Annotated in this window: 22 protein-coding genes; 4 read left to right on the top strand and 18 right to left on the bottom strand. The window is 69.2% G+C overall.

Translation table 11 applies throughout. The annotated features are described in order from the left end of the window. From ACFYY7_RS10730 to ACFYY7_RS10800, 15 genes are all read right to left on the bottom strand, one after another. On the bottom strand, positions 1-1,450 hold a 1,450-nt coding region (locus ACFYY7_RS10730; RefSeq protein ID WP_388659595.1), incomplete at its 3' end, for a protein kinase. 126 nt (positions 1,451-1,576) lie between these two features. After that, positions 1,577-2,182, bottom strand: a complete 606-nt coding sequence (locus ACFYY7_RS10735; RefSeq protein WP_388659598.1) for an OmpA family protein — start codon at positions 2,180-2,182, stop codon at positions 1,577-1,579. 53 nt (positions 2,183-2,235) lie between these two features. Then, the gene (locus ACFYY7_RS10740) at positions 2,236-2,850 is read right to left on the bottom strand and encodes a hypothetical protein (protein ID WP_388659601.1); all 615 of its coding nucleotides are present in this window, start codon (positions 2,848-2,850) and stop codon (positions 2,236-2,238) included. A 31-nt stretch (positions 2,851-2,881) separates the two neighbouring features. Then, positions 2,882-3,496, bottom strand: a complete 615-nt coding sequence (locus ACFYY7_RS10745; RefSeq protein ID WP_388659604.1) for a pilus assembly protein TadG-related protein — start codon at positions 3,494-3,496, stop codon at positions 2,882-2,884. Continuing rightward, a complete protein-coding gene (locus ACFYY7_RS10750; protein ID WP_353786673.1) occupies positions 3,496-3,726 on the bottom strand; it encodes a hypothetical protein in 231 nt (76 codons plus the stop codon). Before ACFYY7_RS10750 ends, ACFYY7_RS10745 begins: the two co-directional genes overlap by 1 nt. Positions 3,727-3,977: 251 nt before the next feature. Continuing rightward, positions 3,978-5,075 carry a response regulator gene (locus ACFYY7_RS10755; RefSeq protein WP_388659608.1) on the bottom strand — a complete coding sequence of 366 codons (1,098 nt, stop codon included), beginning with the start codon at positions 5,073-5,075 and terminating at the stop codon, positions 3,978-3,980. 53 nt (positions 5,076-5,128) lie between these two features. Then, positions 5,129-6,445 carry a sensor histidine kinase gene (locus ACFYY7_RS10760; RefSeq protein WP_388659611.1) on the bottom strand — a complete coding sequence of 439 codons (1,317 nt, stop codon included), beginning with the start codon at positions 6,443-6,445 and terminating at the stop codon, positions 5,129-5,131. Between the two features lie 51 nt (positions 6,446-6,496). Continuing rightward, positions 6,497-7,384: a DUF5936 domain-containing protein gene (locus ACFYY7_RS10765; RefSeq protein ID WP_388659795.1), complete on the bottom strand. Its 888-nt coding sequence runs from the start codon at positions 7,382-7,384 to the stop codon at positions 6,497-6,499. A 14-nt stretch (positions 7,385-7,398) separates the two neighbouring features. Further along, positions 7,399-8,337 carry a type II secretion system F family protein gene (locus ACFYY7_RS10770; protein WP_388659614.1) on the bottom strand — a complete coding sequence of 313 codons (939 nt, stop codon included), beginning with the start codon at positions 8,335-8,337 and terminating at the stop codon, positions 7,399-7,401. A gap of 10 nt (positions 8,338-8,347) precedes the next feature. Further along, positions 8,348-9,685 carry a CpaF family protein gene (locus tag ACFYY7_RS10775; protein ID WP_328512241.1) on the bottom strand — a complete coding sequence of 446 codons (1,338 nt, stop codon included), beginning with the start codon at positions 9,683-9,685 and terminating at the stop codon, positions 8,348-8,350. A 59-nt stretch (positions 9,686-9,744) separates the two neighbouring features. Further along, positions 9,745-10,143, bottom strand: a complete 399-nt coding sequence (locus ACFYY7_RS10780; protein WP_388659617.1) for a TadE family protein — start codon at positions 10,141-10,143, stop codon at positions 9,745-9,747. After that, positions 10,140-10,532 (bottom strand): TadE/TadG family type IV pilus assembly protein, encoded by a 393-nt coding sequence (locus ACFYY7_RS10785; protein ID WP_388659620.1) that lies wholly within the window; start codon positions 10,530-10,532, stop codon positions 10,140-10,142. The genes ACFYY7_RS10780 and ACFYY7_RS10785 overlap by 4 nt, the downstream gene beginning before the upstream one ends. 90 nt (positions 10,533-10,622) lie before the next feature. Continuing rightward, positions 10,623-11,909, bottom strand: coding sequence for a CpaE family protein (locus ACFYY7_RS10790; protein WP_388659622.1), 1,287 nt, complete (start codon positions 11,907-11,909; stop codon positions 10,623-10,625). A gap of 7 nt (positions 11,910-11,916) precedes the next feature. Next, positions 11,917-12,624 carry a Flp pilus assembly protein CpaB gene (cpaB, locus tag ACFYY7_RS10795; RefSeq protein ID WP_388659625.1) on the bottom strand — a complete coding sequence of 236 codons (708 nt, stop codon included), beginning with the start codon at positions 12,622-12,624 and terminating at the stop codon, positions 11,917-11,919. Between the two features lie 109 nt (positions 12,625-12,733). Then, complete coding sequence (locus ACFYY7_RS10800; RefSeq protein ID WP_328512246.1) at positions 12,734-13,600, bottom strand: hypothetical protein; 867 nt, start codon at positions 13,598-13,600, stop codon at positions 12,734-12,736. Between the two features lie 735 nt (positions 13,601-14,335). On the opposite strand from ACFYY7_RS10800, the gene ACFYY7_RS10805 reads away from it, so the two are divergent. From ACFYY7_RS10805 to ACFYY7_RS10815, 3 genes are all read left to right on the top strand, one after another. Beyond that, entirely contained in the window at positions 14,336-16,042 is a 1,707-nt protein-coding gene (locus tag ACFYY7_RS10805; RefSeq protein ID WP_388659797.1) for a chitinase, read from the top strand. Positions 16,043-16,301: 259 nt separating this feature from the next. Further along, entirely contained in the window at positions 16,302-18,545 is a 2,244-nt protein-coding gene (locus ACFYY7_RS10810) for a protein kinase (protein ID WP_388659628.1), read from the top strand. A 145-nt stretch (positions 18,546-18,690) separates the two neighbouring features. Further along, positions 18,691-20,688, top strand: a complete 1,998-nt coding sequence (locus ACFYY7_RS10815) for a serine/threonine-protein kinase (protein WP_388659631.1) — start codon at positions 18,691-18,693, stop codon at positions 20,686-20,688. 141 nt (positions 20,689-20,829) lie between these two features. Here ACFYY7_RS10815 and ACFYY7_RS10820 read toward each other — a convergent pair whose 3' ends face one another. The 3 genes from ACFYY7_RS10820 to ACFYY7_RS10830 are packed head-to-tail and all read right to left on the bottom strand — an operon-like array spanning position 20,830 to position 23,096. After that, positions 20,830-21,240, bottom strand: coding sequence for a RidA family protein (locus ACFYY7_RS10820; protein WP_388659634.1), 411 nt, complete (start codon positions 21,238-21,240; stop codon positions 20,830-20,832). 6 nt (positions 21,241-21,246) lie between these two features. Then, positions 21,247-22,005, bottom strand: a complete 759-nt coding sequence (locus ACFYY7_RS10825) for an IclR family transcriptional regulator (RefSeq protein ID WP_388659637.1) — start codon at positions 22,003-22,005, stop codon at positions 21,247-21,249. After that, a complete protein-coding gene (locus ACFYY7_RS10830; protein ID WP_388659640.1) occupies positions 22,002-23,096 on the bottom strand; it encodes a sugar kinase in 1,095 nt (364 codons plus the stop codon). Before ACFYY7_RS10830 ends, ACFYY7_RS10825 begins: the two co-directional genes overlap by 4 nt. A gap of 107 nt (positions 23,097-23,203) precedes the next feature. On the opposite strand from ACFYY7_RS10830, the gene ACFYY7_RS10835 reads away from it, so the two are divergent. After that, a complete protein-coding gene (locus ACFYY7_RS10835) occupies positions 23,204-24,532 on the top strand; it encodes an alanine racemase (RefSeq protein ID WP_388659643.1) in 1,329 nt (442 codons plus the stop codon). Positions 24,533-24,661: the final 129 nt, after the last annotated feature.

The following is a 24,661-nucleotide window of genomic DNA, read 5'->3' on the forward strand; positions in this document are numbered from 1 at the left end:
AGTCCAAGAGAAGCCCACGCCGACCGTCATCCGTCTGCGCGATCAAAGCCTCCCCACGCCGCCCCAACGCCAAATACCAAACCCCCGGCAACAACTTCCCCACCACCCGCGACGACACATCCTCCTCAACCAGCGGACGACACTCCGGCACCGCAAACCAGAACAACGCGAACTCATCCCCAGACGGAACACTCACCGCCCGATCCGAACCGTCATCCCCACGCTGAATACCCGTCGCGTCCAAGAGAAGCCCACGCCGACCGTCATCCGTCTGCGCGATCAAAGCCTCCCCACGCCGCCCCAACGCCAAATACCAAACCCCCGGCAACAACTCCGCCACCACCCGCGACGACACATCCTCCTCAACCAGCGGACGACACTCCGGCACCGCAAACCAGAACAACGCGAACTCACCCTCGGACGGAACACTCACCGCCCGATCCGAACCGTCATCCCCACGCTGCCCCACAACGGCCTCAGCGGGGCGGCCTGCCGGGGCAGGGCCGGGCACGCCAGGACGAGGCACCGCTGCCCGACCCACCGCCCCAGGGCCTGTCCGCGTTGTCATCTGGTCGAAGGGCGCGGGCGAAGGTGCCGTTCGCGTACCGAGACTCTCCTCGGAGTCGACCACCGGCCCATTGACGATCGCGGAAAGCGCCTCCGCTACCTCTTCGACCGTCGCCCGCCCATCAGGCTCTTTGACGAGCAGACGCAGGAGAAGGGGTGCGAGATCACCTGCCCAACGCGTCTGCTCGGGCTCCCTGCCACAGATCGCCGCGATCAACGCGGCGTAGGTGTCCCCTCGGAACGGCGGCTGCCCCTCGACCATCTCGTACAACGTCGCGCCGAGCGACCAGAGATCGGAGGCGGCGTCGCCACGGGCGTGCTGGAGCTGTTCCGGGGACGCGTACTGCAGGGTCACGGGAGCTCCCCCGTCCCTGGTCATGGTGGTCGCGTCGGCGATGAGCGCGATCCCGAAGTCCGCGATGAACACTCGTTGGCCGGAGAGCAGGATGTTGGCCGGCTTCAGGTCGCGGTGCACGACGCCGGAGCGATGCGCCTCTGCCAGCGACTCCAGAACAGCCAGCCCGATCTCCGCCACCCGGCGCACCGGCAGCCGGCCCTCGTCGTCGAGCAGCTCCCTGAGGGACGGCCCCTCCACGTGCTCCATGACGATCGCGGGCGGGTCGATCCGCGAAAGGATGTCGAACACGGTGACGATGCCGGGATGGCGGCTGAGCCGGGCCAGCGCCTTGGCCTCCCGCCGAAAGCGCTCCACCTGACGGCTTCGTTCCTCCTCGCCGTCGGCGAACCCGTAAAGGATCTCCTTGAGGGCGACCTCCCGGTCGAGTTCCTCGTCGTGAGCGAGCCAGACGCGGCCCATGCCGCCCTTTCCTATGGCCCTGATCAGTCGGAATCGGCCATCGACCAGCTCACCTTGCTGCCCCATGGCCATTACTTTAATGGCGCGCCAAACCCCCCGTGAGTGATCGTCAGGAGAGCGCCGTACACAGCCGAAAGGCCCGTGCACCGCGATGCGATCGCGGTGCACGGGCCCTTGATGTGGCGCGGTTCCTCAGGAAGACGTGCCGCGCGGGAAGGAGACCTCCACGCGCCGGTTCTTCTTCCGGCCCTCTTCCGTGCTGTTGTCGGCGATCGGGTACTGCTCGCCGTAGCCACGGATCTCGAAGGTGACGGTCGAACCGAGATCCTTCACCAGCACCGACTGCACGGCGTTGGCGCGCTGCTTGGACAGCACGTCGCCGTGGGCCGACGAGCCGAGGTTGTCGGTGAAGCCGAAGACGCGCACCTTGGTGGCGTTCTGCTTCTTGATCTCGGCGGCGATGGCCGCGATACGGGAGTTGGCCGCGGAGCTCAGCTTCGCGCTGTCCTTGCCGAAGAGAACTTCGGCCTGGAGCGCGAACTTGATGCTCGCGTTGCTGTCCTCGCGACGCTCTTCGCCACCCATGTCCTCGACGACCTGGATGATGTCGAGGACTTTGGCGGGGGCGAGCGTGGCACCGTCGACCATCTTGAGGTCGGGGTCCTTGCCGTCCACAGGTACCGGCGGAGCCGCAGATGCCTCGGTACCCGGCGGTACGCTCGGTCCATCATCGGCCAGAGCGGCCGAGGCACCCATGACGGACGTGCCGGCCATCAGCACTACCGCCGCAATGGTCATGCCTGCCAGTTGAATCGGACCACGCCGCATGCAGGTGTCTGTCATCTCGCCCGTCACCCGGAGATCTTCAGCGACGTGGTGGCGAACGTCGGCAGGTTGAAGTCGACCTCGGTCGTCTCGGCGGGCGGCGCCGGGAACTGCATGAATACCGGGACCGACGCGCCAGGCTGGACAGCGGACATTCCAGTCGTGCAAAGGCAACGACCATCGGTGTCCCGGAGGATGTAGTAGCGCTTCTTCCCGACCTTGTCCACGAGCGTCGCACCACCGACGGAGTTCAGATTCTTGCTGACGATGGCGGCCTCGCCGCCGGCCCAGGCGGACGGGTTGACGACGGTCTGGCCCTGGTTCTTCAACTCGCCCTGAACCGTGACGAAACCGCCGGAGTCCCGCTTCACCTGATTGATGACCAGCAGCATGTTCTTGTCGCCCCTGGCCTCCGCGAGCTTCACATTCGGGTCCACGTTCTCCCCGGCCGCGGTGTCCTCCTGCTTCGTTCCCTTGTCCTCGTCGGAAGACTTCGGGGACGCGGGGGAAGACGGCGAACCGGTGTCCTTTGTTCCTCCGCCGTCCTCGGCACCGCAGCCGGTGACGGCCAGGGCCAGTGCCGCCGTCACCGAGATGGCTGCCACTACCCTTCGGGACTTGATGGAGCGCCGAATGCTCATCGCTTCTGATTCCTTTACTCGTCGTTCACTGTCAACTGTCGACCAGGTGCACGTCAAAGAGAATCTTGCTCACCTGCTCCCAGGGAGGGGGGCTGGTCGGACTGATTGCGAGCATCTCTCCTCCCCTGCACGAGAAGAAGTACATGTCCTGGACGGTGTCGTCGTTGTAGTCGACGGACCTCCACCTGGGACAGCGCCACTCGATGACAGCAGTGGCGTGCCCCTTGGCGAACTTCCGCTTCATGCCAGGAACCACAGACGCACCCACGGGCTTAAGCGTCTTGACGTCAACCCTGATCTTGTCCCGCTCGCCGCCGGGCGTAGCGACGCATCCGGGCGGGGTGAGCTTCGCATCGTTCTCTGCGGCCATTGCGTGGGCCGCAGGACAACCCAGAACCGGGTGCGCCTGCAGGAACATGTCCAACATGCTCTCGGGAAGTGAAGCGAGGAACGGAGCCTCGAACAGCTTGCGGGATTCCTGGGCGGCAGCGAGTGCGGCAGCATCCGCTGCTCCCTGGGCCCCGTTGCGCAAGGCCGAGGCCTTGCCGACGGTAAAGAAGGCAAACGCGAGGAAGAGCAGGCCCGCCACCATCACAACGTAGATGGGGAAAGCCTGCCCTGCCTCGCCGCGAAGTTTCGCGGTCATTAGCCGGCCTTGATCTGCGACACCAGGTCGGAGATCTTGCTCGAGATCGAGCCACCGATACCCGAGGCCGCGATCGCGCCGATGATCGCCACGACCACCAGGATGATGCCCAGGTACTCGAACGCCGTCTGGCCGCGGTCCTTGGCCTCGTAGCGCTTCTGGATGGCGCTGACAGTGGTGTTGGCCCAGCCGTTGATCCGAACGGCGGTCTTCAGGGTGATGTCCGACATGGTGTTCCCCTCCGGGTTCGGCCGACCGGTAGCCGGCCGACTCGCAAGTTTCTTTGGTGCCGCCTGCGGTACCGGCTTCCTCCTGGCCGGTGCCGCTGGCGACATGAGAAACATACGGCGGCACGCCCTGCTCGCCGGAGGGCCCCAGGGCCCATTCCCGGGCCCAAAGCGTCAGTTGGGCCTCTGCCTCCGATGCGCGCCGGAAGGGCCCATGTCCCGTCGCGGCCACACTCCCGTTCGCACTCTCTCGCTCAGCCACGGTGACCACCGACCTCGCGAACCCCACTGCCCGTGGAGGGGGCCGTGCCGAGCCAGCGGGCGATGGCCTCACTGCGACTCGCACTGTGCAGCTTGGTGAAGATGCGGTTGATGTGGTTCTTGACCGTCTTCTCGCTGATGAAGCAGGTGGCGGCGATCTGCTGATTGCTCATGCCGGAAGCGATCAGCTCCATGACCTCCACCTCCCGTGAACTCAGCCCGTACTGCTGCCTGTTGAGCTTCGCGCCCGGTTCCCCGGTCATGGAAGACTGTGCCACAACTGGTTGCAGATGCGAAAGACCCTGCGATGACCGGACGGGGCGCGGCGCAGGTGGAGACGGTTCGGGCTTGGGTGCGTGTGCAGGCGCACCGTGTTGCTGAACGGAACTCGGAGGGTGTCCGTCGTACCCGGGCCCCTGGTAGGGAACGCCTGTGGTCAACGCCGTTCCGAGCCCCTCCGGAAGCGGTCGCGACTGCGGCCCCGGGCCCTGGCGCATGTGGGCGAGGAGAGCGTTGGCCGCGGTGGCGGTGAAGTGGGCCCGGCCGTCCTTCGTGTCGCGTACGGCCTGCACCAGCTGATCGGCCGTGAACTCGCCGTGGACCAGATAGCCGCTCGCGCCCAGGCGCAGCGCCTCGTGGACGATCTCGTTCTCGCGGCTGTAGGTCAGCATCATCACGGGTGCGATCTGTACGAGATGCGGCAGCGCGGAGATGCCGTCCACGCCGGGCATCCGGACGTCGAGCAGGACGACGTCCGGACGGTGCTGGACGGCCATGTCATAGGCCTGGCGCCCGTCTGCGGCCTCCGCGACGACTTCGATGTCGTCGCGGCCGGAGAGCAGGACGCCGAGGCCGGCCCGGACCACGGGGTTGTCATCGGCCACGACGACCCGCAGGGCGCTGGGAACGGCCATGGGCGCCGCTGCGGGAAAGGGAGGCATGGACTCGGATGCCGCGGGCTGCTGGGGGACGGGGAACGCGTTGGAGCTGGGCTCCGAGTTGAGCGGGGTGACGTGCGAAGACGTGTGCTGGGACGCGTGGTTCTGAGCGGTCCAGTTCTGGCCCGACGCACGGGAGACGTCGTCCGGCATCTGCGACCTCCTCTCAAGGGTCTAATGGGGGGTGAGGGTGAGAACGGAGCGGTTCAGTCGGGCTGTTCCGCGCCGGCAGTCGCGAGCAGAGCTGCGATCGGGAGTTCCAGGCGGACCTCGGTGCCCTTGGCCGCCTGCCCCTTTCCGATACGGATGCGGGCGCCGATGGACGCGGCACGCTCGACCATTCCGACCAGGCCGAAGTGCCCGGCGTGCCGGAGGTCGTCGAGCGTCGTGCCCGGGGGCAGGCCGCGCCCGTCGTCGTACACGCTGACGCGCAGGACGTCGCCCTTCACGCCTGCGAGTACGACGAGGTAGGTGGGTTGTGCGTGGCGGTGGGCGTTCTCCATCGCCTCGGAGGCGATGGTGAGCAGCTGGCGGGCGACGACCTGAGGGACGTGCGGGATCGGCGCGTCGTTGAGCAGCCGGAAGGTGGCGGTGAGGCCGTGGCGTCGGGTGAAGTCCTCTGCACGGGCCCGGAGCTCGCGTGTCACGTCCACGCCTCCGTCCAGTCCGGACTCGCGGCGCAGGTCGGAGAGCAGTTCACGGGACTCGGCGGCGGCCCGGCGGGCGGCGCGGGCGACCAGTTCGGCCTGGTGCTTGACGGTGAGCGGGTCCATCCGGTCGGAGGAGACAGCCAGGCCGTCGGCTGCCAGTGCCAAGCCGTGCAGGGTCTTGGCCACCGAATCGTGCATCTCCCTCGCGAGGCGCGCGCGTTCGCCTTCTACCGCCTCGCTGACAGCGAGCCGCGCTTTGGTCTCGGTGAGCGCCTGGCTGGCGGTACCGAAGCGGAGAAGAAGGTTGCGCAGCGTGACTCCCACCGCTCCGGCTATCACACAGAAGCCCGGAAGGAGGAACGCCGTTGCGTTAGCGGCTTCCAGTCTCGGATCGGTCCCGTACACACCGAGGACGATCGCGGTCTGGAGTGCTGCGAAGATCGCGGCGCCCCGCCAGCCCTGGACCAGCCCGGCCAGCATCGGGGTACACACGGTGACGTAGGCGAGAGTGGATTCCGGTGAGGCGGTGATCAGCAGCAGGGCGCCGAAGAAGGCGTCGATGCCGAGCAGCCAAGGGTGGCGCAGCAGAACCGGACCGAAGCGTTCCCAGTCGCGGAACAGGACGTAGCTGCCCATGAAGGTGACGAGGATGGCCGAGCCGATCAGCCATGTAGCCAGGCCCGAGGCAGTGTGATCGATGGCGAACGGTGTGGCTATGGCAATCATGGCGAGCCGGAATCCGAAGACCTGGCGGCACATCGCCTGGAGCGCGTTGAGCTGGATCGCGAACGCCGGGCGTGAGCCGGGATCGGCGATCGCCTGACGTACCTGCGCATTCAGTCCGGTCTGGATGCTGCCGAGTTGGAACGCCATGAGCCTCTCACCTCCCCACGGCGGTTCTGCCCACCGTCCGCCTCGTTCACGTCATCCGCCCATGAGGGTGCTGAAGTCGACGTTGACCCCGTAGACGAATCCGACCGTCAGCATGACCAGCGTTCCGGGGAGAAGGAACGTGGTGACCGCGAAGGTCGCCTTGGGAACGGCCCTGGCCGCCTTCCGGCGGGCGTTCTGGGCGTCGGTGCGCCGCATGTCGTTGGCGATCTGAATCAGGGTCTCGACGATCGGCGCACCGAGCTCCTCGCCCTGCTGGAGCGTGGTCACGAACATCGCGACCTGCTCCGAGTCATTGCGCTTGCGCAACTGCTCGAACGCCTCACGGCGGCTGACACCCATGTCCATCTGGCGCAGGGTGATACGGAGCTCGTCCGCCCAGGGCCCCTCGTACTTGTCGGCGACCCGGGCCAGGGCCTGCCGGAAGCCGAGGCCGGCGGAGACCACGACGGCGAGCACGTCGAGGAAGTCCGGAAGCGTCCGGTCGATGTGGTCACGGCGGATGCGGACCGCGGACCAGATGCCGACCTCGACCCAGAACAGTCCGAACGCGATCAGCACCAGGGAGAGGAAGATCTGCCCCCGGATGATCATTGAGAAGGCGCCGAGCAGACCGAGTCCGCCGTAGACCGCTCGGCGGGCAGCGTAGCGGTCGATGGTCAGACCGCCCGGGTTGCCCGCCATGTCGATCTGGCGGCGCTTCTTGTTGACGGCCTTGGCGCCCATCATCCTCAGCACCATGGGGGCCCAGCGCATGCCCAGACGGTCGATACCGGAGCCTACTGCGCTGGTACGGGTCGAGCCGACTTCCAGAGCGATCGCGAGGTCACTGGGGAGCTTCGCATCGGCCCGGTACATGCGGACACCCGCGATGGCCCCGAAGACCGCGAGTCCTATGACGCCCGCCAACAGCAGATCCATGTGCGCGCCGCCCATCAGACGTCGATCTTGGACAGACGACGGATCACGATGAATCCGATCGCGTACAGGGCAAGGGAGACGATCACCGCGACTTGGCCGATGAACGCACCGGTCATACGGTCGAGGGCGCCGGGCATCACCGCGTTCATCAGGAGCATGGCGCCCAGGCCGAAAGCGGGAACGGCATAGGCCGTGACCGTCACCTGGGAGAGCTGGGTCTTGACCTCGCGTCGGGTCTCCTTGCGCTCCTCCAGCGTCTCGGTGAGGTTGCGCAGCGAGCTGACGACCGTACCGCCGGCCCGGTTGGACAGGACGAGAGTGGTGACGAGGACGACGAGTTCGCGGGAGGGCAGCCGGTCGGTGAGTTCGCTCATCGCGTCCTCGAGGGATTCACCGACGGCGAGGCGGCGGGCGACCCTGGCCAGTTCTTCACCCGCCGGATCCTCCAGTTCGTCGGCCGCCATGCCGATCGACGTACGCAGCGCGAGGCCGGCCTGGGTGGCGTTGGCGAGGATGCGGGCGAGCTCGGGAAGCTGGTTGATGAAGTGCTCGGTGCGCTTGGTCCGTTGCCAGTTCAGGAAGGCGTTGGTGCCCCAGAGGCCGATGAGGGCTGCGACCGGTCCGAAGAAGCTGGCGAGCATGGACGAAGCGATCATCCAGAGCCCGGCCAGGGCGACGACCGCGTAGACGAAGAACTCGCCCGGAGTGATCTCGAGGCCCGTGGCAGCCAGTTTCAGTTCGAGCTTCCGGCCCAGGCCGGTCTTCCGCAGCCGGCTGTCCAGCGACCGGAATCGACGGCGTCGGCCGGCCTCCGGAATATGACCGGTGTGCGAGAGACGGTCTACCAGGGCATCCCGGTCGGCCTTGCCACCGGAGTAGGCGTGCAGGCCCACGACGCCCGTGACGCCGGCGAGCAGCGTGACGCCGATGGTGAGAAGAGGGAGATTCGTCATGGCACGGTACCTAGTTGGCCTCTCGGGTGGCGAGCTGTTCGGCGGAATCGGCAACCCCGAAGGCCTGCGGGATGGGCTGGCTGGCCATGTAGAGGCGCTCGGCAATCTTGCGCGGAATCGGGAGGTACTGGAATTCGCCGTTGATCCGCCCTTCGGCGTCCATCGGCTGTGCATTGAACCGGGCGACGGACACGATGCGGTAGGGGTCGCGACCGTGCGAGTCGAGGACGGCGATCTCGGTGATCTTGCGGGAACCGTCGGCGTGCCTGGTTAGCTGGACGATGACATCGACAGCGCTGTTGATCTGGTCGTGCAGTGCCTCGAACGGGATCTCGATCTCGGACATCGAGGCCAGAGTCTGCAGACGCATGAGCGCGTCCTCGGCGTTGTTGGCGTGAACCGTGGCGAGCGAGCCGTCGTGACCGGTCGACATCGCCTGGAGCATGTCGAGCGATTCGCCACCACGGACCTCACCGACGACGATGCGGTCGGGGCGCATACGCAGGGAGTTACGGACCAGATCACGGATGGAGATCTGGCCCTTCCCCTCCACGTTCGCCGGCCGGGACTCCAGCCGGATGACGTGGCTCTGCTGAAGCTGGAGCTCGGCGGAGTCCTCGATGGTGACGATGCGCTCCCTGTCGGGGATGAGGCCGGAGAGCGCGTTGAGGAGCGTCGTCTTCCCGGTGCCGGTGGCGCCGGAAACGATGATGTTGAGCTTGGCCTGGACGAGTCCGGACAGCAGGATCAGCATCTGCTCGTCGAGCGAGCCGACGTTGATCATTTCCTGGAGCGTGAAGGCTCTGGGGAACCGTCGGATGGTGAGCGTCGCACCGGTCAGCGACAGGGGCGGGATGATGACGTTGACACGCTCACCACTGGGTAGACGCGCGTCAACCATGGGGTTTGACTCGTCGACGCGGCGGTTGACCGTCGACACGATGCGTTCGATGGTCTGCATCAGCTGCTCGTGCGAACTGAATCGCATGGGCAGCTTCTCGACCTTGCCGCTGCGCTCGACGAAGATCTGGTCCGGTCCGTTCACCATGATTTCGGTGATGGACGCGTCTTCGAGGAGCGGTTCCAGAATGCCGAGCCCGAGGGCCTCGTCGACGACCCGGCGGATCAGCTGGGTGCGTTCGACGGTCGAGAGGACCGGCCCTTCGCGGCTGATGATGTGGCTGAGCACACGCTCCAGCCGCGCTCGCCGGTCTGCGGCGGCGAGCGACGACATCTCGGCCAGGTCGATCTCTTCGAGCAGCTTGGCGCGGTAGGTGGCCACCATGTGGCTGTCCTCCCGCGCCCCGCCGTTCTTCTCGGGGGCGGTCATGCGTGCCCGCAGACTCATTGCGTAACTCCTCGCTCAGACTTGCTCGTGGTGCTCCAGTTGTGCAATGCGGGCCCTGCTCACCCTCGCGGCATGGTGGAACTGCGACTGGCCCAACCCCAGTCGTCGATTCCGGGCACAACGGAGGGGATCCTCACGCGAGTGGTGTACGTCACTTCGCCGGTCCCGTCGTCGCTACTGAACTTCGAGTTCTTGTAGCTGCCGAGCCAGTCGCTCATCGCGTCGCGCCCCGCCCGCTCCGAGTCCCCGCGCGGCACGTCCTGGGTGGCGGTACGCGCGGCCGCACGGGCACCGGTGCCCGCCTGGTTGGCGGCGTACGCGGCGACCCCCAGCTGAATCGCGAAGAGGCCCACCAGGAGCAGCAGCGGAATGAAGCCCATGTACTCGATGGCGACCTGGCCACGGTCCCGGCGGGTCGCGGTGGCCTTCCGGCCCGGTGTGTGTACGCGCATGCTCATCGCTCGGCCTCCAGCGGCGACGCGGCGTTGCCCTCGATCGTCATCGGCCAGTTGAGTACTCCGGGTACCAGGACCGGAACCCGAAGCTTCACCGTGGCCTTGTACAGCGCGCCCGAGCTTTCGCACTTCGTCCGCTTCATCGACTCGCGCCAGACCTTCGGCAGGTCCTCCTTGGCCGCGGCCCGGCACGCCTGTCCGCGCGTACCCTGCGCGATGGCGCCCTTGTGTGCCGCCTGGTCCGCCGAGTTCCCCGCCAGGGAGAACGTGTAGCCGATCAGCGCGCACTGCCAGAGCGCGATCAGCAGCAGGATGATCAGCGGTGTGACGCCCAGGAACTCGATCGCGGTCTGGCCGCGGTCGCGTCCCCGGCCGAGGAGACGGGCGCGCATCCCGCCCCGCACCGGGGAAACGTCACCGCAACGCCTTCCCCGTATCTCCGTGTCTCTCGTCTCGGTAAGTGCCATTGGTCAACTTGCCCCCTAGGTCGTCTTCCGGTTCCGGGAGTCGCCGTCGCGGTCGCGCCGGCGACCGATCGAGCCTCGGTCGTTCTTGAACTTCGCGATGCTCTTCGCGCCGCTCTTTTCCGCCTTCTCAGGAACCTTGACGATGCCGAGCTCGCCCGCAAGGGCCCAGAGGGCCTGTTTGACCGTGCTCTTGGAGTCGAGTTCGTGCAGCCGGCCCGCGTCGACGACGGCCTGGAGCTCCTTGAAGTTCGCGGGAACGGCGGTGTTGGCCGTCGTGGTTCCGGTGATCTTCTCGATCAGCTGCGGCTGGATCTCGGTGTTGCGGATGAAGCGGTTGACAAGGGTGACCGTCTCCTCGGCCTTGCGGATCTGGAGCCGTTCCCACATCCGTACGACCCGCTTCGCACCGCGCACCGCGATCACATCGGGCGTGGTGACCAGCAGCGCCGTGTCGGCCATCTCGATGGCCGCCGCGCTGGCCCCCTGGAGCTGGCTGCCGCAGTCGATCACCACGACCTCGTAGCGCGAGCGCAGGGCGCTGACGATCTGCCGGGCCGAGCGGTCGCTGACCTCCTCGGCGCTCTCTCCCTCGTTGGGGGCCAGCAGCAGCGCCAGCCCGGTGCCGTGGCTGAACACGGCATCGGACAGGACGCGTGGCGATATGTCGGTGATCGTCGACAGGTCGACGATGGAACGCCGGAACTGCACATCGAGGTACGAGCCGATGTCGCCGGTCTGGAGGTCCAGGTCGACCAGGGCCACGTTGCGCCCTGATGCCTGCGCCGCCAGGGCGATCTGCACCGCCGTAATGGTGGCGCCCACGCCGCCCTTGGCGCCGCTGACTGTGATGACCGTACCGCCGGGACCGGTGAAGACATCGGCCCCGGTGGTCAGGTGGCGGCGGACTCCGACGGACCATTGGGCCGCGGATTGAACCCTGTTGGCCAATTCCTCGTAGCTCAGGGGGAGGGTGACGACACCACGTGCACCCGACTCCATCGCGGACGAGAACAGACCGGGGGTGACATCGGCGGTGATCAGCACGACCCCGATGGCGGGGAAGCGCAGGGAGACCTCCCGGATCAGTTCCAGTGCCGGCACCGGACCGATCCGCTCGTGGACCAGCACGACCTCGGGCAGATCGTCGAGCGACTCGCCCGCGAGGCGGGCGAGGGTGTCGATGAGCTGGGTCGAATCGCTGACCGGAGCGGCCGGCTCCGCCTCGGGGAGCTGGCTGAGCAGGGTGGTGACGGATCTGGCCGCGTCGACGTCACCGACGGCCGGGAGGATCCTCGTGGTCATTCGATCCTCACTTGTCCTTGTCGAGCGTGTAGGTGCGGTCGCCCGGACGGATGGTGCTGTCGCTGCCGGAGGCGAGGAGTGCGAGGCGTACGTGCGCCGCGAAGGACTCGGCGTAGGCGATGCGCTGGGTGTCGAGCGTGTTGAGCGCGAAGGTGATCGGGACCGCCTCGGTACCCATGTTGGACTTGCCGTCGTTGCTGGGCTCCAGGGCGGTCAGCTTGCCGACGTCCAGCACCTTGGCGTTGGACACGATCACCTTCGACTGGGACGGGGCACCATCGTTCTCGCCTTCGAAGGTGGCGTAGATGTTGACCGTGGCACCGGGGGTGATCTTGCCCGCGACGCCCGTCGCGGCGTCGATCATGATGGCGATCTCCTGCTCCCCGGGCTGCAGCTCGGGCCGGCGCTGCATCATGTCGGACTGGAGCAGCGAGCCCTTGCGCAGCTGGGTGACGGCGATCTTGCCGTTGACCTCGGAGAGGTCCGTCACCGCGTTGGTGGAGAGCCAGCGCTTGGGCATCGAGATCTTCTCGAACTGCCCGGAGGACAGGGCGGTATAGGGGGCTACATCGGACTTCAGCTGGTAGGCCGAGACCTCCGGCCCGACCTTGGAATTGACGTCGCTGATCACCGAGAGCACGCCGGCGAAGGCGCCGAAGGCGCACAGAACCGACAAAAGCAGGAGTATCACGCCGCGGCGCTGACGGGAGTTCATGGGCCGGACAACCTCGTTCGATTCGGATGCGTGGGGCAGCGGACGGAAGGGCGTCTACGGAGGAAAGCGGAAGCGCTGGGACTGCGGTGGTGCCAGAACTGCGGTCGTTCTAGGACTGCGGTGGTGCGAGCGCTCCATGGCTGAGGACACCGGCTGGGTGCTTGCGGTTCTCCGCTGCGGGTAGCGGGGAGGAGCAGAACCCGCAGCGGTCACCGATGAGTTCCATTCCGCACCAGTGGCAGTTCTCCCGGCGCACCGAGGCCACCAGCTGGTACAGGACGGAGATGTCTGGCAGATAAGCGGCGAACTCCACCAGCTTCCCGGTTCCCCACCATGCGGGGGAACCGGACGGGAGTGCGGCCTCGTGAATGGACTGGACCTTCCACGCGGGCGCGAGGGCCTCCTTCACCCACTCGGACTGGGACTGCCCCTTGGCGGTCATCAGATGAGTGGCGAATTCGGGGCCGGTCGGGAGTTCCGCCTTCGGACCGACCTTGACGAGCTGCGGTTCGGGGCCCGCGACCACGGCGAACTGCGAGCCGGGCACCCAGGACTTGGCATGGGTCCTGAGGTCGACCGGGACCCGGTCGAACTTGGTGACGGAGTGGAGCAGGGCACCCGCATGGATGTAGTGCGCCAGCAGCCGGGCGGCGGAGGCTACCACTCCGGGGCTGAAGTCACAGATGGACAACTGGCGCAACTGCCTTACGAGTACGGCCACACCGAGCGGCGGCAGGTCCGTCTTCACCAGGGCGATGCGATCGCTCTCCAGGACCGAGCGGACGGAGTAGAGCCGACGCTCGTGGGCGGGCGAGATGCCGGTCGGATAGACGGCGACGACGTACCCGTGCTGTTCGAGCAGCACGTGCATGTCACCGATGGCCATCTCCAGAGCCTGGGCATCCGGAGCCTGCAACAGGGCGGCTGTCGGTGTCTGCTGATCGGTCGGAGGTAGTACCAAGTCAGCACTGGTCACTGCTATTGCGGTCGGCACGCTGTTCCCCGTTTCGGCTCCGGCCGGACGCCGGTCATGACGTCGGCCGCAATCGCTCCTGCTCCGCGGTTCTGCTTCAGCACTTTATCCACGTCTTACCTGGCAGAGAACACTTTTCGGAGGCCAGTCCGACAACGTGTGCGAGGCGCCCTCGTAACGCCCCGGTGCTAAATCGGACCAAATCGAAAATCGTCAACTTCTGTACAACTGCGGAGGGTTACCGATACACCTTCCGGTCACCCCGGCCCCGAATTCATCGCCGCACGTCAGCGCGGATGCGGAACCTGCCGCACCCGCCCCCGCGAAGACCGGACGGTCACTGTCCGAGCACTTGCGGCACTTCACCCGCACGGGGTGCGGCACGGTCCGGCGAGGTCAACAAAACGTCAATTCACAGGGAAGCCGGGGCCGGTTCGGAGCCCAAGCGGAGGCGCTTGCGAGCCTCTGGCGGACCGGTTCGGAAGCGGCCGGGCGAACAGGGTCGCCGCAGGTCCCGTTGCCAGAGGTCTTGACAACTCGATTGGTCTGGACCAGCTTTGTCGGCCAGCGGTGGCCACCGTTCCTCAACTCCACATCCCCTTCTTCTGCCCGTCACCCGCCGGACGATCCGAGTACCGCCGGTCCACCCCGCCGGCTCCTCATCAAGTACCCCGGCAGGCACCCCCGACTCCCCCACGGAGGCTGCAAGTGGAACCTTCCCCCGCCAACGGCCACAAAATCCGCAGACGCTACAGCCGTCCTTTCGTCGGCGCCGCCGCGGCCGTCCTCGCGGCCGGCGCGCTGACCGCCACGGGCCTCGCCGGAAACGCCCAGGCCGCCGATATCAACGTCGCCAAGAACGCGGGCTTCGAATCCGGGCTCGCCAACTGGACCTGTTCCGGCGGCAGCGGCACCACCGTCTCCTCCCCCGTGCACGGTGGCACCGCGGCCCTCAAGGCCACCCCGGCCGGCCAGGACAACGCGCGGTGCACCCAGACCGTGGCCGTGAAGCCCGACTCGACGTACACGCTCAGCTCCTGGGTGCAGGGCGGGTACGCGTACCTCGGCGCGAGCGGCACCGGGACCACCGATGTGTCGACCTGGTCCCCCGGCTCCGGCGACTGGACGCAGCTCACCACCAGCTTCAAGACCGGTCCTGGCACCACCTCGGTCCAGGTCTACACGCACGGCTGGTACGGGCAGGCCGCCTATCTGGTGGACGACGTGTCGGTCAACGGCCCCGACGGCGGGGGCGGCACCGACCCGGAGCCGACCATCCCGTCCGCCCCGGCCGGCCTGGCGGTCGGCACGGCCACCTCCTCCTCCGTGGCCCTGTCCTGGAACGCGGTCTCCGGCGCGACCGGCTACACCGTCTACCGGGACGGCGCGAAGGCCACCACGACCACCGGGAACTCGGCGACGGTCACGGGGCTGGCCGCCGACACCGCGTACCAGTTCGCGGTGACCGCCACCAACGCGGCCGGTGAGTCCGTCAAGTCCGCGACGGTCAGCGGCCGTACGGCCAAGGAGGGCGGCGGCAACCCCGACCCCGGCACCTCCGTGCCCAAGCACGCGGTGACCGGCTACTGGCAGAACTTCAACAACGGCGCGACCGTGCAGAAGCTCAGCGACGTGCCCGCGAACTACGACATCATCGCGGTCTCCTTCGCTGACGCCACGAGCACGCCGGGCGGCGTCACCTTCAACCTGGACACGGCGGGCCTGAACGGCTACACCGTCGACCAGTTCAAGGCCGACATCAAGGCGAAGCAGGCGGCCGGGAAGAACGTCATCATCTCGGTCGGCGGCGAGAAGGGCTCCATCTCGGTCAACAGCGACGCCTCCGCGACCAACTTCGCGAACTCCGTCTACACCCTCATCCAGGAGTACGGCTTCAACGGCGTCGACATCGACCTGGAGAACGGCCTCAACTCCACGTACATGACGAAGGCGCTGCGCTCGCTGTCGCAGAAGGCGGGCTCGGGCCTCGTCATCACGATGGCGCCACAGACCATCGACATGCAGTCCACGTCCGGTGAGTACTTCAAGACGGCGCTCGGCATCAAGGACATCCTGACCGTCGTCAACACGCAGTTTTACAACAGCGGTTCGATGCTGGGCTGCGACGGCAAGGTCTACTCGCAGGGTTCGGTGGACTTCCTCACCGCGCTCGCCTGCATCCAGCTGGAGGGCGGCCTCGACCCGTCCCAGGTCGGCCTCGGTGTGCCGGCCTCCACGAGGGGCGCGGGCAGCGGTTACGTGGCGCCCTCCGTCGTGAACGCGGCGCTGGACTGCCTGGCCAAGGGCACCGGCTGCGGTTCCTTCAAGCCCTCGAAGACCTACCCGGGGCTGCGCGGGGCGATGACCTGGTCGACCAACTGGGACGCCGCGTCGGGCAACGCCTGGTCGAACGCGGTGGGCCCGCACGTGCACGGCCTGCCGTAGCCGTTACCCGGTTGTCGGACTGGTCGCCCTCAGCCGGTAGCCGCACCTCCTGACCAGCAGCGCCGCCGCTCCCCCGGCGGCGCTGCTGCACGTTCCGGGGCCGGGGCCGATCCCGGGGCCGTTCCCGGCGCCGTCCCAGGCCTGTCCCGGACCGGCAACAGAGTGCCGGGACTTCCCGCATTCCATGGCTGTTCGGACGCGTACATGGCACCGTTGTTGGGCTCGACGGGCTCGACGGTGATGCGACAGGGGGCGGGACATGGCCGGGGCGCGGGTGCAGGCACTGGGCGCGGACGATCCGGCGGCGCTCGGACCGTACCGGCTGATCGGACGGCTGGCGTCCGGCGGCATGGGGCGGATCTATCTGGCCCGCAGCGGTGAGCGCGGCGGCCGGGGGCTCGTCGCCGTGAAGACGCTGCTGGCCGAGGGGAACGTCAGCGAGACCGACCGGCGGCGGTTCGCCCGCGAGGTGTCGCTCGCGCAGCGGGTCGACAGCGCGTACACGGCGCGGGTACGGGACGCGGACCCGGATGCCGAGCGGCCGTGGATGGCCATCGACTACATCGCCGCACCGCCGCTCTCCGAACTCGTCCGCAACTGCGGTGTCCTGCCCGCCTCGGCGGTGCGGTGGATCGCCGCGGGGACCGCGGAGGCGCTCGTCACCCTGCACGGGGTGGGCATCGTCCACCGTGATGTGAAGCCGCAGAACGTGCTGCTGCCGCTGGAGGGCCCCCGGGTCATCGACTTCGGCATCTCCCACGCCGCCGACCTCACCCGCACCAGCCTGACCCTCGGCACCATCGCCTTCACCTCCCCCGAACAGGCACGCGGCGAGGCATCCACGGCGGCCTCGGACGTCTACTCCCTCGGCGCGACCCTCTTCATGCTCGCCACCGGACGACCGCCCTACGCCGCCGACGGCGACACCCTCCGACTCCTCGCCCGCGTCCAACGCGGCGAACTCGACCTCGACGGACTACCCAAGGAACTCATCCCCACCATCCGCCCCTGCCTCGCCGCAGACCCGGCCCGACGCCCCGCACCCGCCGAACTGCTCGCCCGCTTCCGCCGCGACCAAGCCGGAATGCCCGCCACACACAGCGGTACCCGCTGGCTGCCACCACGGTGGACGGAACTGATCGGCGCGTACGCGACCCAGGGCATCGAACTCGCGAACGGCCGCGGCGCGGCCCCGGCGGCGCCGAACGCCGACGGACGTACGAACGTGGTGCCGCCACCCCGCCCGACGATGGTCTACACGGAGGAGCGCAGGGCCCGCGCCGCCCGCGACCGGGACCGCCGCGACCGTACCCGGCAGGAGCTGGCGGCCCTCGCGGAACTGGCGGAGCGGCAGCGGGCGGAGCAGGCCGAGCGGGAGCAGGCGGAGCGCGAACAGGCCGAGCGCGCCGAGCAGGAGCGGGCGGAGCGCGAACGCGCGGGAGCCGCCCGGCAGGAGGCGCGGCGCATCGAGCGCGAACGCGCGGAGGCCGCCCGGCAGGAGGCCGCCCGTGCCGAGCAGCGGCGGGCCGCGCAGGAGCGGGCCAGGCGGGAAGCGGCGGCGCAGGACCGCGCCAGGCGGGAGCGGGCCGAGAGGGAGCGTGCGGAGGAGGCCGCCCGTGCCCAGCAGGCGATCCGTGCCGCGCGTGCGCGGGCGGCCGCGTCCGCCAACGCCTCGCCCGCCGGGGGCACGACGCGCCCGCCGGGCGCCGCCTCGGGCAGCTCCTCGAACTGGGGCTGGCTGATCGCCGTCGCCGTCGTCGTCGCCCTGGTGATCTGGCAGCCCTGGGAAACCTCGGGGAAGGCGAGCGGCAGCGGCGGGTCCTCCGCCGGCACCACCGCTTCCGGTGCCGTCACGTCCGGCAGCGGTCTCGACACCCACTCCGACGACGAGACCACCGGCACCGACGACAACGACAGCAGCGACGACTCCGGGGGTACCTCGGACGATTCGGGCAGCACCGACGACGAGCCGTCACCGACCCCGACCCCCACGCCGACCCCCACACCCGACGCCACCGATCTGGCGTTCCGCGCCGTGCGCGCCGGTGACTGCCTCAACGTGTACAGCGACGGACACGGCAAGATGAGCGCCACGACCCCGGTCCGGGTCAACTGCCGTGCCTGGAACGCCTATATGCATGTCAACCGCGTCACGTCGCAGTCCGGGGAGTCCAGCCCCTGCGACACGGGACAGGGCTTCACCTGGTGGCACAAGTCCGGTGAGGACGGGATCGAGCGCACGCTCTGCCTCGACCGGGTGTACCAGGTGGGCCAGTGCTTCCCCGCGCAGGTCCAGAGTTCCGTCAGCGCCGATCTGACGGTGGTGCTGTCCTGCAACTCGTCGACCGTCCCCCAGGCCGGCCAGTCGATCCTGCGCATAACCGGGTACTACCGGGCGCCCTCGGCCGGCACCAAGTGGACCTGCCCGGCCGGGAGCGGGGAGCGGTTCTGGTACTGGCAGGTGAACAACGGCCGGAGCATCATCTGCGCCTCGGCGGCCTGACCGGGTGCGGCACAACACCCCCGTGCACCTCCCCCTTGTCTGTCCCGGACCGGCCGCGCGCTGTCCGGGACAGGCCGGTCCGTAGCCCCGGACGAGGTCGCGTGCCACCTTGATGGAGGTGCGGTTGTGCGACAGGGGGAATGACATGGCCGGGGCGCGGGTTCAGGCGCTGAGCGGGGACGATCCGACGGTTCTCGGGCGGTACCGGCTGATCAAACGGCTGGCGTCCGGCGGCATGGGGCGGATCTATCTGGCCGTGGGCGACGCACGGGGCGGCGGGCAGGACGCCGGAGAACTCGTCGCGGTGAAGACGCTGCTCGCCGACGGCGAGATCAGCGAGGTCGACCGGCGGCGGTTCGCGCGTGAGGTGAAGCTCGCGCAGCGGATCGACAGCGTGCACACGGCGCGGGTACGGGACGCGGACCCGGACGCCGAGCGGCCGTGGATGGCCATCGACTACATCGCCGCACCGCCTCTCTCCGAACTCGTCCGCAACTGCGGTGTCCTGCCCGCGTCGGCGGTGCGGTGGGTGGCGGCCGGCACGGCGGAGGCGCTGGTCACGCTCCATCGGGAAGGCATCGTCCACCGTGACGTGAAACCGCAGAACGTGCTGCTGCCGCTGGAGGGCCCCCGGGTCATCGACTTCGGCATCTCCCACGCCGCCGACCTCACCCGCACCAGCCTGACCCTCGGCACCATCGCCTTCACCTCCCCCGAACAGGCACGCGGCGAGGCATCCACGGCGGCCTCGGACGTCTACTCCCTCGGCGCGACCCTCTTCATGCTCGCCACCGGACGACCGCCCTACGCCGCCGACGGCGACACCCTCCGACTCCTCGCCCGCGTCCAACGCGGCGAACTCGACCTCGACGGACTGCCCAAGGAACTCATCCCCACCATCCGCCCCTGCCTCGCCGCAGACCCGGCCCGACGCCCCGCACCCGCCGAACTGCTCGCCCGCTTCCGCCAGGACCAAGCCGGAATGCCCGCCACACAGAGCGGGAGCCGCTGGCTGCCGCCGACCTGGGCGGCGCTGATCGGGGAGTACGCGGCCCAGGGCCGGGAACTCGGCCGCGCGGGCCGGATCGACCCGGACGCCCTGACCATGGACCAGCGCACGGGCAAGGACCAGCGCACGAGCGCGGTTCCGCCGCCGGGGCCGACGCGGATGTACACGGCGGAGCGCGAGGCGCAGCTGCGGGAGCGCAAGCGGGCCGCGCGGGAGCGGGAACGCGCCGCGAAGGAGCACGAGCGCGCGGAGCGCGAGCGGGCGGACAAGCGGGCGGCGCGGGAGCGGGCGGAGCGCGAGCAGCGGGAGCGGGCGGAGCGCGAGCAGCGGGAGCGGGCGGAGCGCGAGCAGCGGGAGCGGGCCGCGCAGCGGGCGCGTGCGCGTGCCTCGTCGGCGAAGCCGAAGCCGCACCCCACGCCCACGCCCACGCCCGCACCCACGCCCACGCCCGTGACACCGGCGAAGAAGTCGTCCCCCTCCGCGAGCTGGCTGCTCGTACCGGTCATCGTCCTGGTACTCCTGATCTACCGGCCCTGGGAGACGCCGGGCGCGCAGAGCACCGGCGGCACTTCGGCCTCCGGGAGCACCTACGGCACCAACGCGATGCGGACTCCGACGCCCACCCCCACCCCGACCGCCGATGCCGTCGACCGGGCCTTCCGGTACGTGACCAGCGGCCAGTGCCTCAACGTCTACGACGACGGGTACGGGAACTGGAGCTCCGCGGTGCCGCAGCCGGTCGCCTGTGACTCCGCCAACGCGTACGTCTATGTCACCCGCGCCTACTCGACCGGCGGCACCCCCGACCCCTGCCCTTCGGAGAACGGCAGTGGCACCTGGTACCACGCCGCGAAGGACGACATGAACACGACGCTGTGTCTGACCCGTCAGTTCCGCAAGGGCCAGTGCTTCCCCGCCGATCTGGACGGCAACGGCAACGCCCGTCTGCTCGTGGTCTGGAGCTGCAACGCCGACAAGGTGCCCGTCGCGGGCCAGTCGATCGCGCAGATCACCGGCTACTACCGGGCACCCAAGTCGTACAGCGGCCAGATCTGTCCGGCGAACAGCGGGCAGCGCTACTGGTACTGGAAGGTGGACAAGGGCAAGAACATCATCTGCGTCAGCCAGGCCTGAGCCGGTCCGAGCCAGCTGGAAGAACCTAGATCACCAGGCTCAGCAGTGATGTTGCCGACCGGCTTCTGGGACACAGTGGACAGCACCAGCGGGGTACCGGTGATCGTGACTGGTTCGGCCGGGTCGGGTGGTTCGGCCTGCTCAGCCGAGGACCGCGAGCGCGTCGATCTCGATCAGGAGGCCCTTGGGGAGGCCGACGTAGACGGTCGTGCGGGCGGCGGGGGCGGCCTTGAGGTTCTGCTCGCCGAAGTAGGCGTTGTAGATCTCGTTCATCTCGGCGAAGTGGTCCACGTCCGTGAGGTAGACGCGCATCATCATCACGTCGTCCCAGCTCGCGCCGCCCTCCTCCAGGATCGCCTTGACGTTGGCGAAGGTCTGGAGGGTCTGCTCGCGCAGCGTCGGACCGGCGGGGGTCGGGGCCTGGCCCTCGGCTGCGGGCAGGAAGCCGACCTGGCCGGCGACCTGAAGGATGTTCCCCTTCTTCACCCCGTGCGAGAACTTCGCGGGGGGCGTGGTGTGGGTGCTCGGGGTGAGGGCGATCTTCTCGGTCATGGCTGTTCAGGCTTTCTTGGGTCGGGTGGTGCCGGAGTACTCCCGGCTGATGGAGTCGGCGGTGCGGCGCACCAGCGGGAGCAGGGTGAGGAGTTCCTCGGCCGTGACGACGACATTGGGCGCGGAGACCGACATCGCTGCGACGACCCGCCCGTCCGCCCCCCGGATGGGGGCGCCGACGCAGTTGATGGACTCCTCGTGGCCGCCGAGGTCGGTGGCCCAGCCCTGTTCGCGGACGACGGCGAGCTCCTTGAGGAAGGCACCGGCGTTCGGGGTCGAACGGGACGTGTACATGGGGTAGTCGAGCTTCTCGGCGATGGCGCGCCGCTCGGGCTCGGCGAGGTCGGCCAGGAGCAGCTTCGCGACGGCGGCGACGGTGATCGCGACGGGCTTGCCGATCCGCGAGTACATCCTGACCGGGTAGCGGCTCTCGACCTTGTCGATGTAGAGGACCTCCTGCTCCTCGTACACCGCGAGATGCACGGTGTGACCGCAGCTCTCGTTGAGTTCGACGAGGTGGGGGTGGGCGATCTCCCGTACGTCGAGGTTCTCGACGGCCTCCTGCGCGAGGGCGAAGAGGCGGGCGCCGAGGCGGTAGCGCTGGTCCTGCTGGCGGTAGACGAGGCCGTGCTCGTGGAGCGTACGGAGCAGGCGCAGCGCCGTGGACTTGTGGACGCCGAGCCGCTCGGCGACCTGGCCGAGGTCGGCGGGTCCCTGGGCGAGCAGCGGCAGGATGCTCAGCGCCCGGTCGACGGTCTGACTCATGTCGTACGTACCTCCTGGTCGTCCCCCGTCCACCCGGGGCCGAGACGAAGTCTCCCCCAGGCCTCGTCGTCCAGTGCGGCAAGGCTGTCGGCGTGCGCGCGGGCCGGCGGGGCGGTGAGGTCGCCGGGGACGGTGAGGACGGCGGCGGCCATGAGGTGGCCGTGCCGGACGCGGTCGCGTACGGGGAGGTCGCGCAGGGTGGCGGAGAGGAACCCGGCGGCGAAGGCGTCGCCCGCTCCGACGGGGGCGACGACGTCCACGCGCAGGGCGGGGACCGTGGTGACGCCGCCGGCGCCCGAGTCGACACCGGCTTCCGAGACGCCGCCGGCCGAGACATCGCCGGTGCCCGAGAAGACCGTCGCGCCCTCCGCGCCCCGCTTCACGACCAGCGTCGCCGGTTCCGGCAGCGCCGCGCGGATCGCCTCCGCGCCGGTCACGCCCCACGCCTCCGCCGCCTCGTCCTCGCCGACGAAGACCAGGTCGCTGCGGCGGGCCAGGTCGAGGAGCACCTCGGGGGACGCGTCGGTGTCGCGCCACAGGCCGGGCCGGTGGTTGACGTCGAAGGAGATCAGCGGGCGGCCGGGGCGGGGCCCGGTCAGGTCGTGGAGCAGGGCCAGGCAGTCGGCGGAGAGCGCCGCGGTGATGCCGGACAGGTGCAGGACCCGGGTCGTGGGCAGTGTCACGTACGGGATGTTCCGGGGCGACATCGCGGAGGCGGCGGAGCCTGCCCGGTAGTAGGCGACCTCGTGCACGTCGGTGGCCCGGTCGGTCGCGGTGCGGAAGTAGATCCCGGTGGGCCGCGAGGGGTCGCGCCGCACGCCGGAGGTGTCGACCCCGTAGCCGGCGATCGCCTCGACGAGGTGGTCGCCGAAGCCGTCCGCGCCGACCCGGCTGACCCAGGCCGTCCGGTGCCCGGCGGCGGCCAGCGCGCAGGCGACGTTGGACTCGGCGCCGCCGATGCCGCGGCCGAAGGAGGGCACGTCGGCGAGGCGTCCGGGCTGCGACGGCAGGAACGTCACCATGGACTCGCCGAGACACACGACTTCGGCGGCCGTGGCGGCGTCGGCGGTCCTGGCCGGGGTTCCGGACACTCGGGGCTCCTCGCGGGTTCGGTGATGCGGGTTCGGGGCGCGGCGGGGTTGCACGCCATTGACCCGGCGTCGGCTCGGATGTTAGACAGCGTCAAGCGATATACGCAATGGGTGTTGCATATGGTGCAACGACGACTTCGACCGAGGAGGCCCCCTTGGGCGCCGACCGTCCTGTGTCCGGACTCGCCGACGAGCTGGTCGACCACCGCTTCAAGGCGCTCCCGCCCGACGCGGAGGGCCTGACCGTCGGCGCCCTCGCCGCCGAGCGGCGCAACCTCTTCACGGGCGGCTTCACCACCCCGGTGCTCGCCCTGTCCGCCGAGCGGGTCGAGCACAACCTCGCCCTCCTGGAGACGTACGCGGAGCGCCACGGGCTCGCCTTCGCCCCGCACGGCAAGACCTCCATGTCCCCGCAGCTCTTCGCCCGCCAGCTGGAGTACGGCGCCTGGGGCATCACCGCCGCCGTGCCGCACCAGGCGCGGGTCTACCGGGCGTACGGGATCCGGCGGATCTTCCTCGCCAACGAGCTCGTCGACGCCTCGGCCCTGCGCTGGTTCGCCGCCGAGCTGGACTCCGACCCGGAGTTCCGTCTCATCTGCTACGTCGACTCGGTGCGCGGCGTGGAGCTGATGGACGAGGCGCTGCGCGCGGCGGGCGCCTCCCGCCCCGTCGACGTCGTGGTGGAGCTGGGCGCGGGCGAGGGCGCGCGCACCGGGGTCCGCACCGAGGCCGAGTGCGCGGCGGTGGCCGACGCGGTGGCGGCGACCGGGACCCTGCGGCTGGTGGGCGTGGCCGGTTACGAGGGCGAGGTGCCAAAGGCGTCCGCCGAGCGGGTGCGGGACTGGCTGGACCGGCTCGTCGCGCTGGCCGTCGACTTCGACCGTGCGGGGCGCTTCGCGTCCGGCGAGGAGATCGTGATCAGCGCGGGCGGCAGCGCCTGGTTCGACGCGGTGGCGGAAGTGTTCGCACAGATCCCGGAGCTGTCGGCGCCGGTGCTGAAGCTGCTGCGCTCGGGGGCGTACGTCTCGCACGACGACGGCCACTACCGCCACCTGACCCCGTTCAACCGGGTGCCGGAGGAGGGGGAGCTGCAGCCCGCCTTCCGGCTGTGGGCGCAGGTCGTGTCGCGCCCGTCGGCCGAGCAGGCGTTCCTCAACGCGGGCAAGCGGGACGCGGCGTACGACCTCGACCTGCCCGAGGCGCAGGTCGTGCGGTCCGGCCGGGACGGCGCGGTCCGGCCCGCGACGGGCATCTCGGTCACCGGGCTGTCGGACCAGCACGCATGGGTGCGTACGGAGCCGGGTGCGGAGCTGGAGGTCGGTGACTGGGTGGGGATGGGCCTGTCGCATCCGTGCACCAGCTTCGACAAGTGGCAGTTGATTCCGCTGGTCGCGGCGGACGGCACGGTCACGGACTACATCCGCACGTTCTTCTGACACCTGCGTCCGACAGCTGTGGGAGGGGAGCTGCCCTGCGGGGCTGTTCCCCTGCCCCGCCCCTTCCCGTAACCGGGGGCTCCGCCCCCGGACCCCCCGCTCCTCAACCGCCGGAGAGGCTTGAAATGC

The sequence above is a fragment of the Streptomyces sp. NPDC001933 genome (assembly GCF_042890955.1).
Taxonomy (GTDB): domain Bacteria; phylum Actinomycetota; class Actinomycetes; order Streptomycetales; family Streptomycetaceae; genus Streptomyces.

What these genes read in the sequence shown, in the direction of transcription:
- ACFYY7_RS10735 (WP_388659598.1), bottom strand. Translation starts at nt 2,182, where the DNA reads ATGACCATTGCGGCGGTAGTGCTGATGGCCGGCACGTCCGTCATGGGT.
- ACFYY7_RS10740 (WP_388659601.1), bottom strand. Translation starts at nt 2,850, where the DNA reads ATGAGCATTCGGCGCTCCATCAAGTCCCGAAGGGTAGTGGCAGCCATC.
- ACFYY7_RS10745 (WP_388659604.1), bottom strand. Translation starts at nt 3,496, where the DNA reads ATGACCGCGAAACTTCGCGGCGAGGCAGGGCAGGCTTTCCCCATCTAC.
- ACFYY7_RS10750 (WP_353786673.1), bottom strand. Translation starts at nt 3,726, where the DNA reads ATGTCGGACATCACCCTGAAGACCGCCGTTCGGATCAACGGCTGGGCC.
- ACFYY7_RS10755 (WP_388659608.1), bottom strand. Translation starts at nt 5,075, where the DNA reads ATGCCGGACGACGTCTCCCGTGCGTCGGGCCAGAACTGGACCGCTCAG.
- ACFYY7_RS10760 (WP_388659611.1), bottom strand. Translation starts at nt 6,445, where the DNA reads ATGGCGTTCCAACTCGGCAGCATCCAGACCGGACTGAATGCGCAGGTA.
- ACFYY7_RS10765 (WP_388659795.1), bottom strand. Translation starts at nt 7,384, where the DNA reads ATGGATCTGCTGTTGGCGGGCGTCATAGGACTCGCGGTCTTCGGGGCC.
- ACFYY7_RS10770 (WP_388659614.1), bottom strand. Translation starts at nt 8,337, where the DNA reads ATGACGAATCTCCCTCTTCTCACCATCGGCGTCACGCTGCTCGCCGGC.
- ACFYY7_RS10775 (WP_328512241.1), bottom strand. Translation starts at nt 9,685, where the DNA reads ATGAGTCTGCGGGCACGCATGACCGCCCCCGAGAAGAACGGCGGGGCG.
- ACFYY7_RS10780 (WP_388659617.1), bottom strand. Translation starts at nt 10,143, where the DNA reads ATGAGCATGCGCGTACACACACCGGGCCGGAAGGCCACCGCGACCCGC.
- ACFYY7_RS10785 (WP_388659620.1), bottom strand. Translation starts at nt 10,532, where the DNA reads ATGCGCGCCCGTCTCCTCGGCCGGGGACGCGACCGCGGCCAGACCGCG.
- ACFYY7_RS10790 (WP_388659622.1), bottom strand. Translation starts at nt 11,909, where the DNA reads ATGACCACGAGGATCCTCCCGGCCGTCGGTGACGTCGACGCGGCCAGA.
- cpaB (WP_388659625.1), bottom strand. Translation starts at nt 12,624, where the DNA reads ATGAACTCCCGTCAGCGCCGCGGCGTGATACTCCTGCTTTTGTCGGTT.
- ACFYY7_RS10810 (WP_388659628.1), top strand. Translation starts at nt 16,302, where the DNA reads ATGGCCGGGGCGCGGGTGCAGGCACTGGGCGCGGACGATCCGGCGGCG.
- ACFYY7_RS10815 (WP_388659631.1), top strand. Translation starts at nt 18,691, where the DNA reads ATGGCCGGGGCGCGGGTTCAGGCGCTGAGCGGGGACGATCCGACGGTT.
- ACFYY7_RS10820 (WP_388659634.1), bottom strand. Translation starts at nt 21,240, where the DNA reads ATGACCGAGAAGATCGCCCTCACCCCGAGCACCCACACCACGCCCCCC.
- ACFYY7_RS10825 (WP_388659637.1), bottom strand. Translation starts at nt 22,005, where the DNA reads ATGAGTCAGACCGTCGACCGGGCGCTGAGCATCCTGCCGCTGCTCGCC.
- ACFYY7_RS10835 (WP_388659643.1), top strand. Translation starts at nt 23,204, where the DNA reads ATGGGTGTTGCATATGGTGCAACGACGACTTCGACCGAGGAGGCCCCC.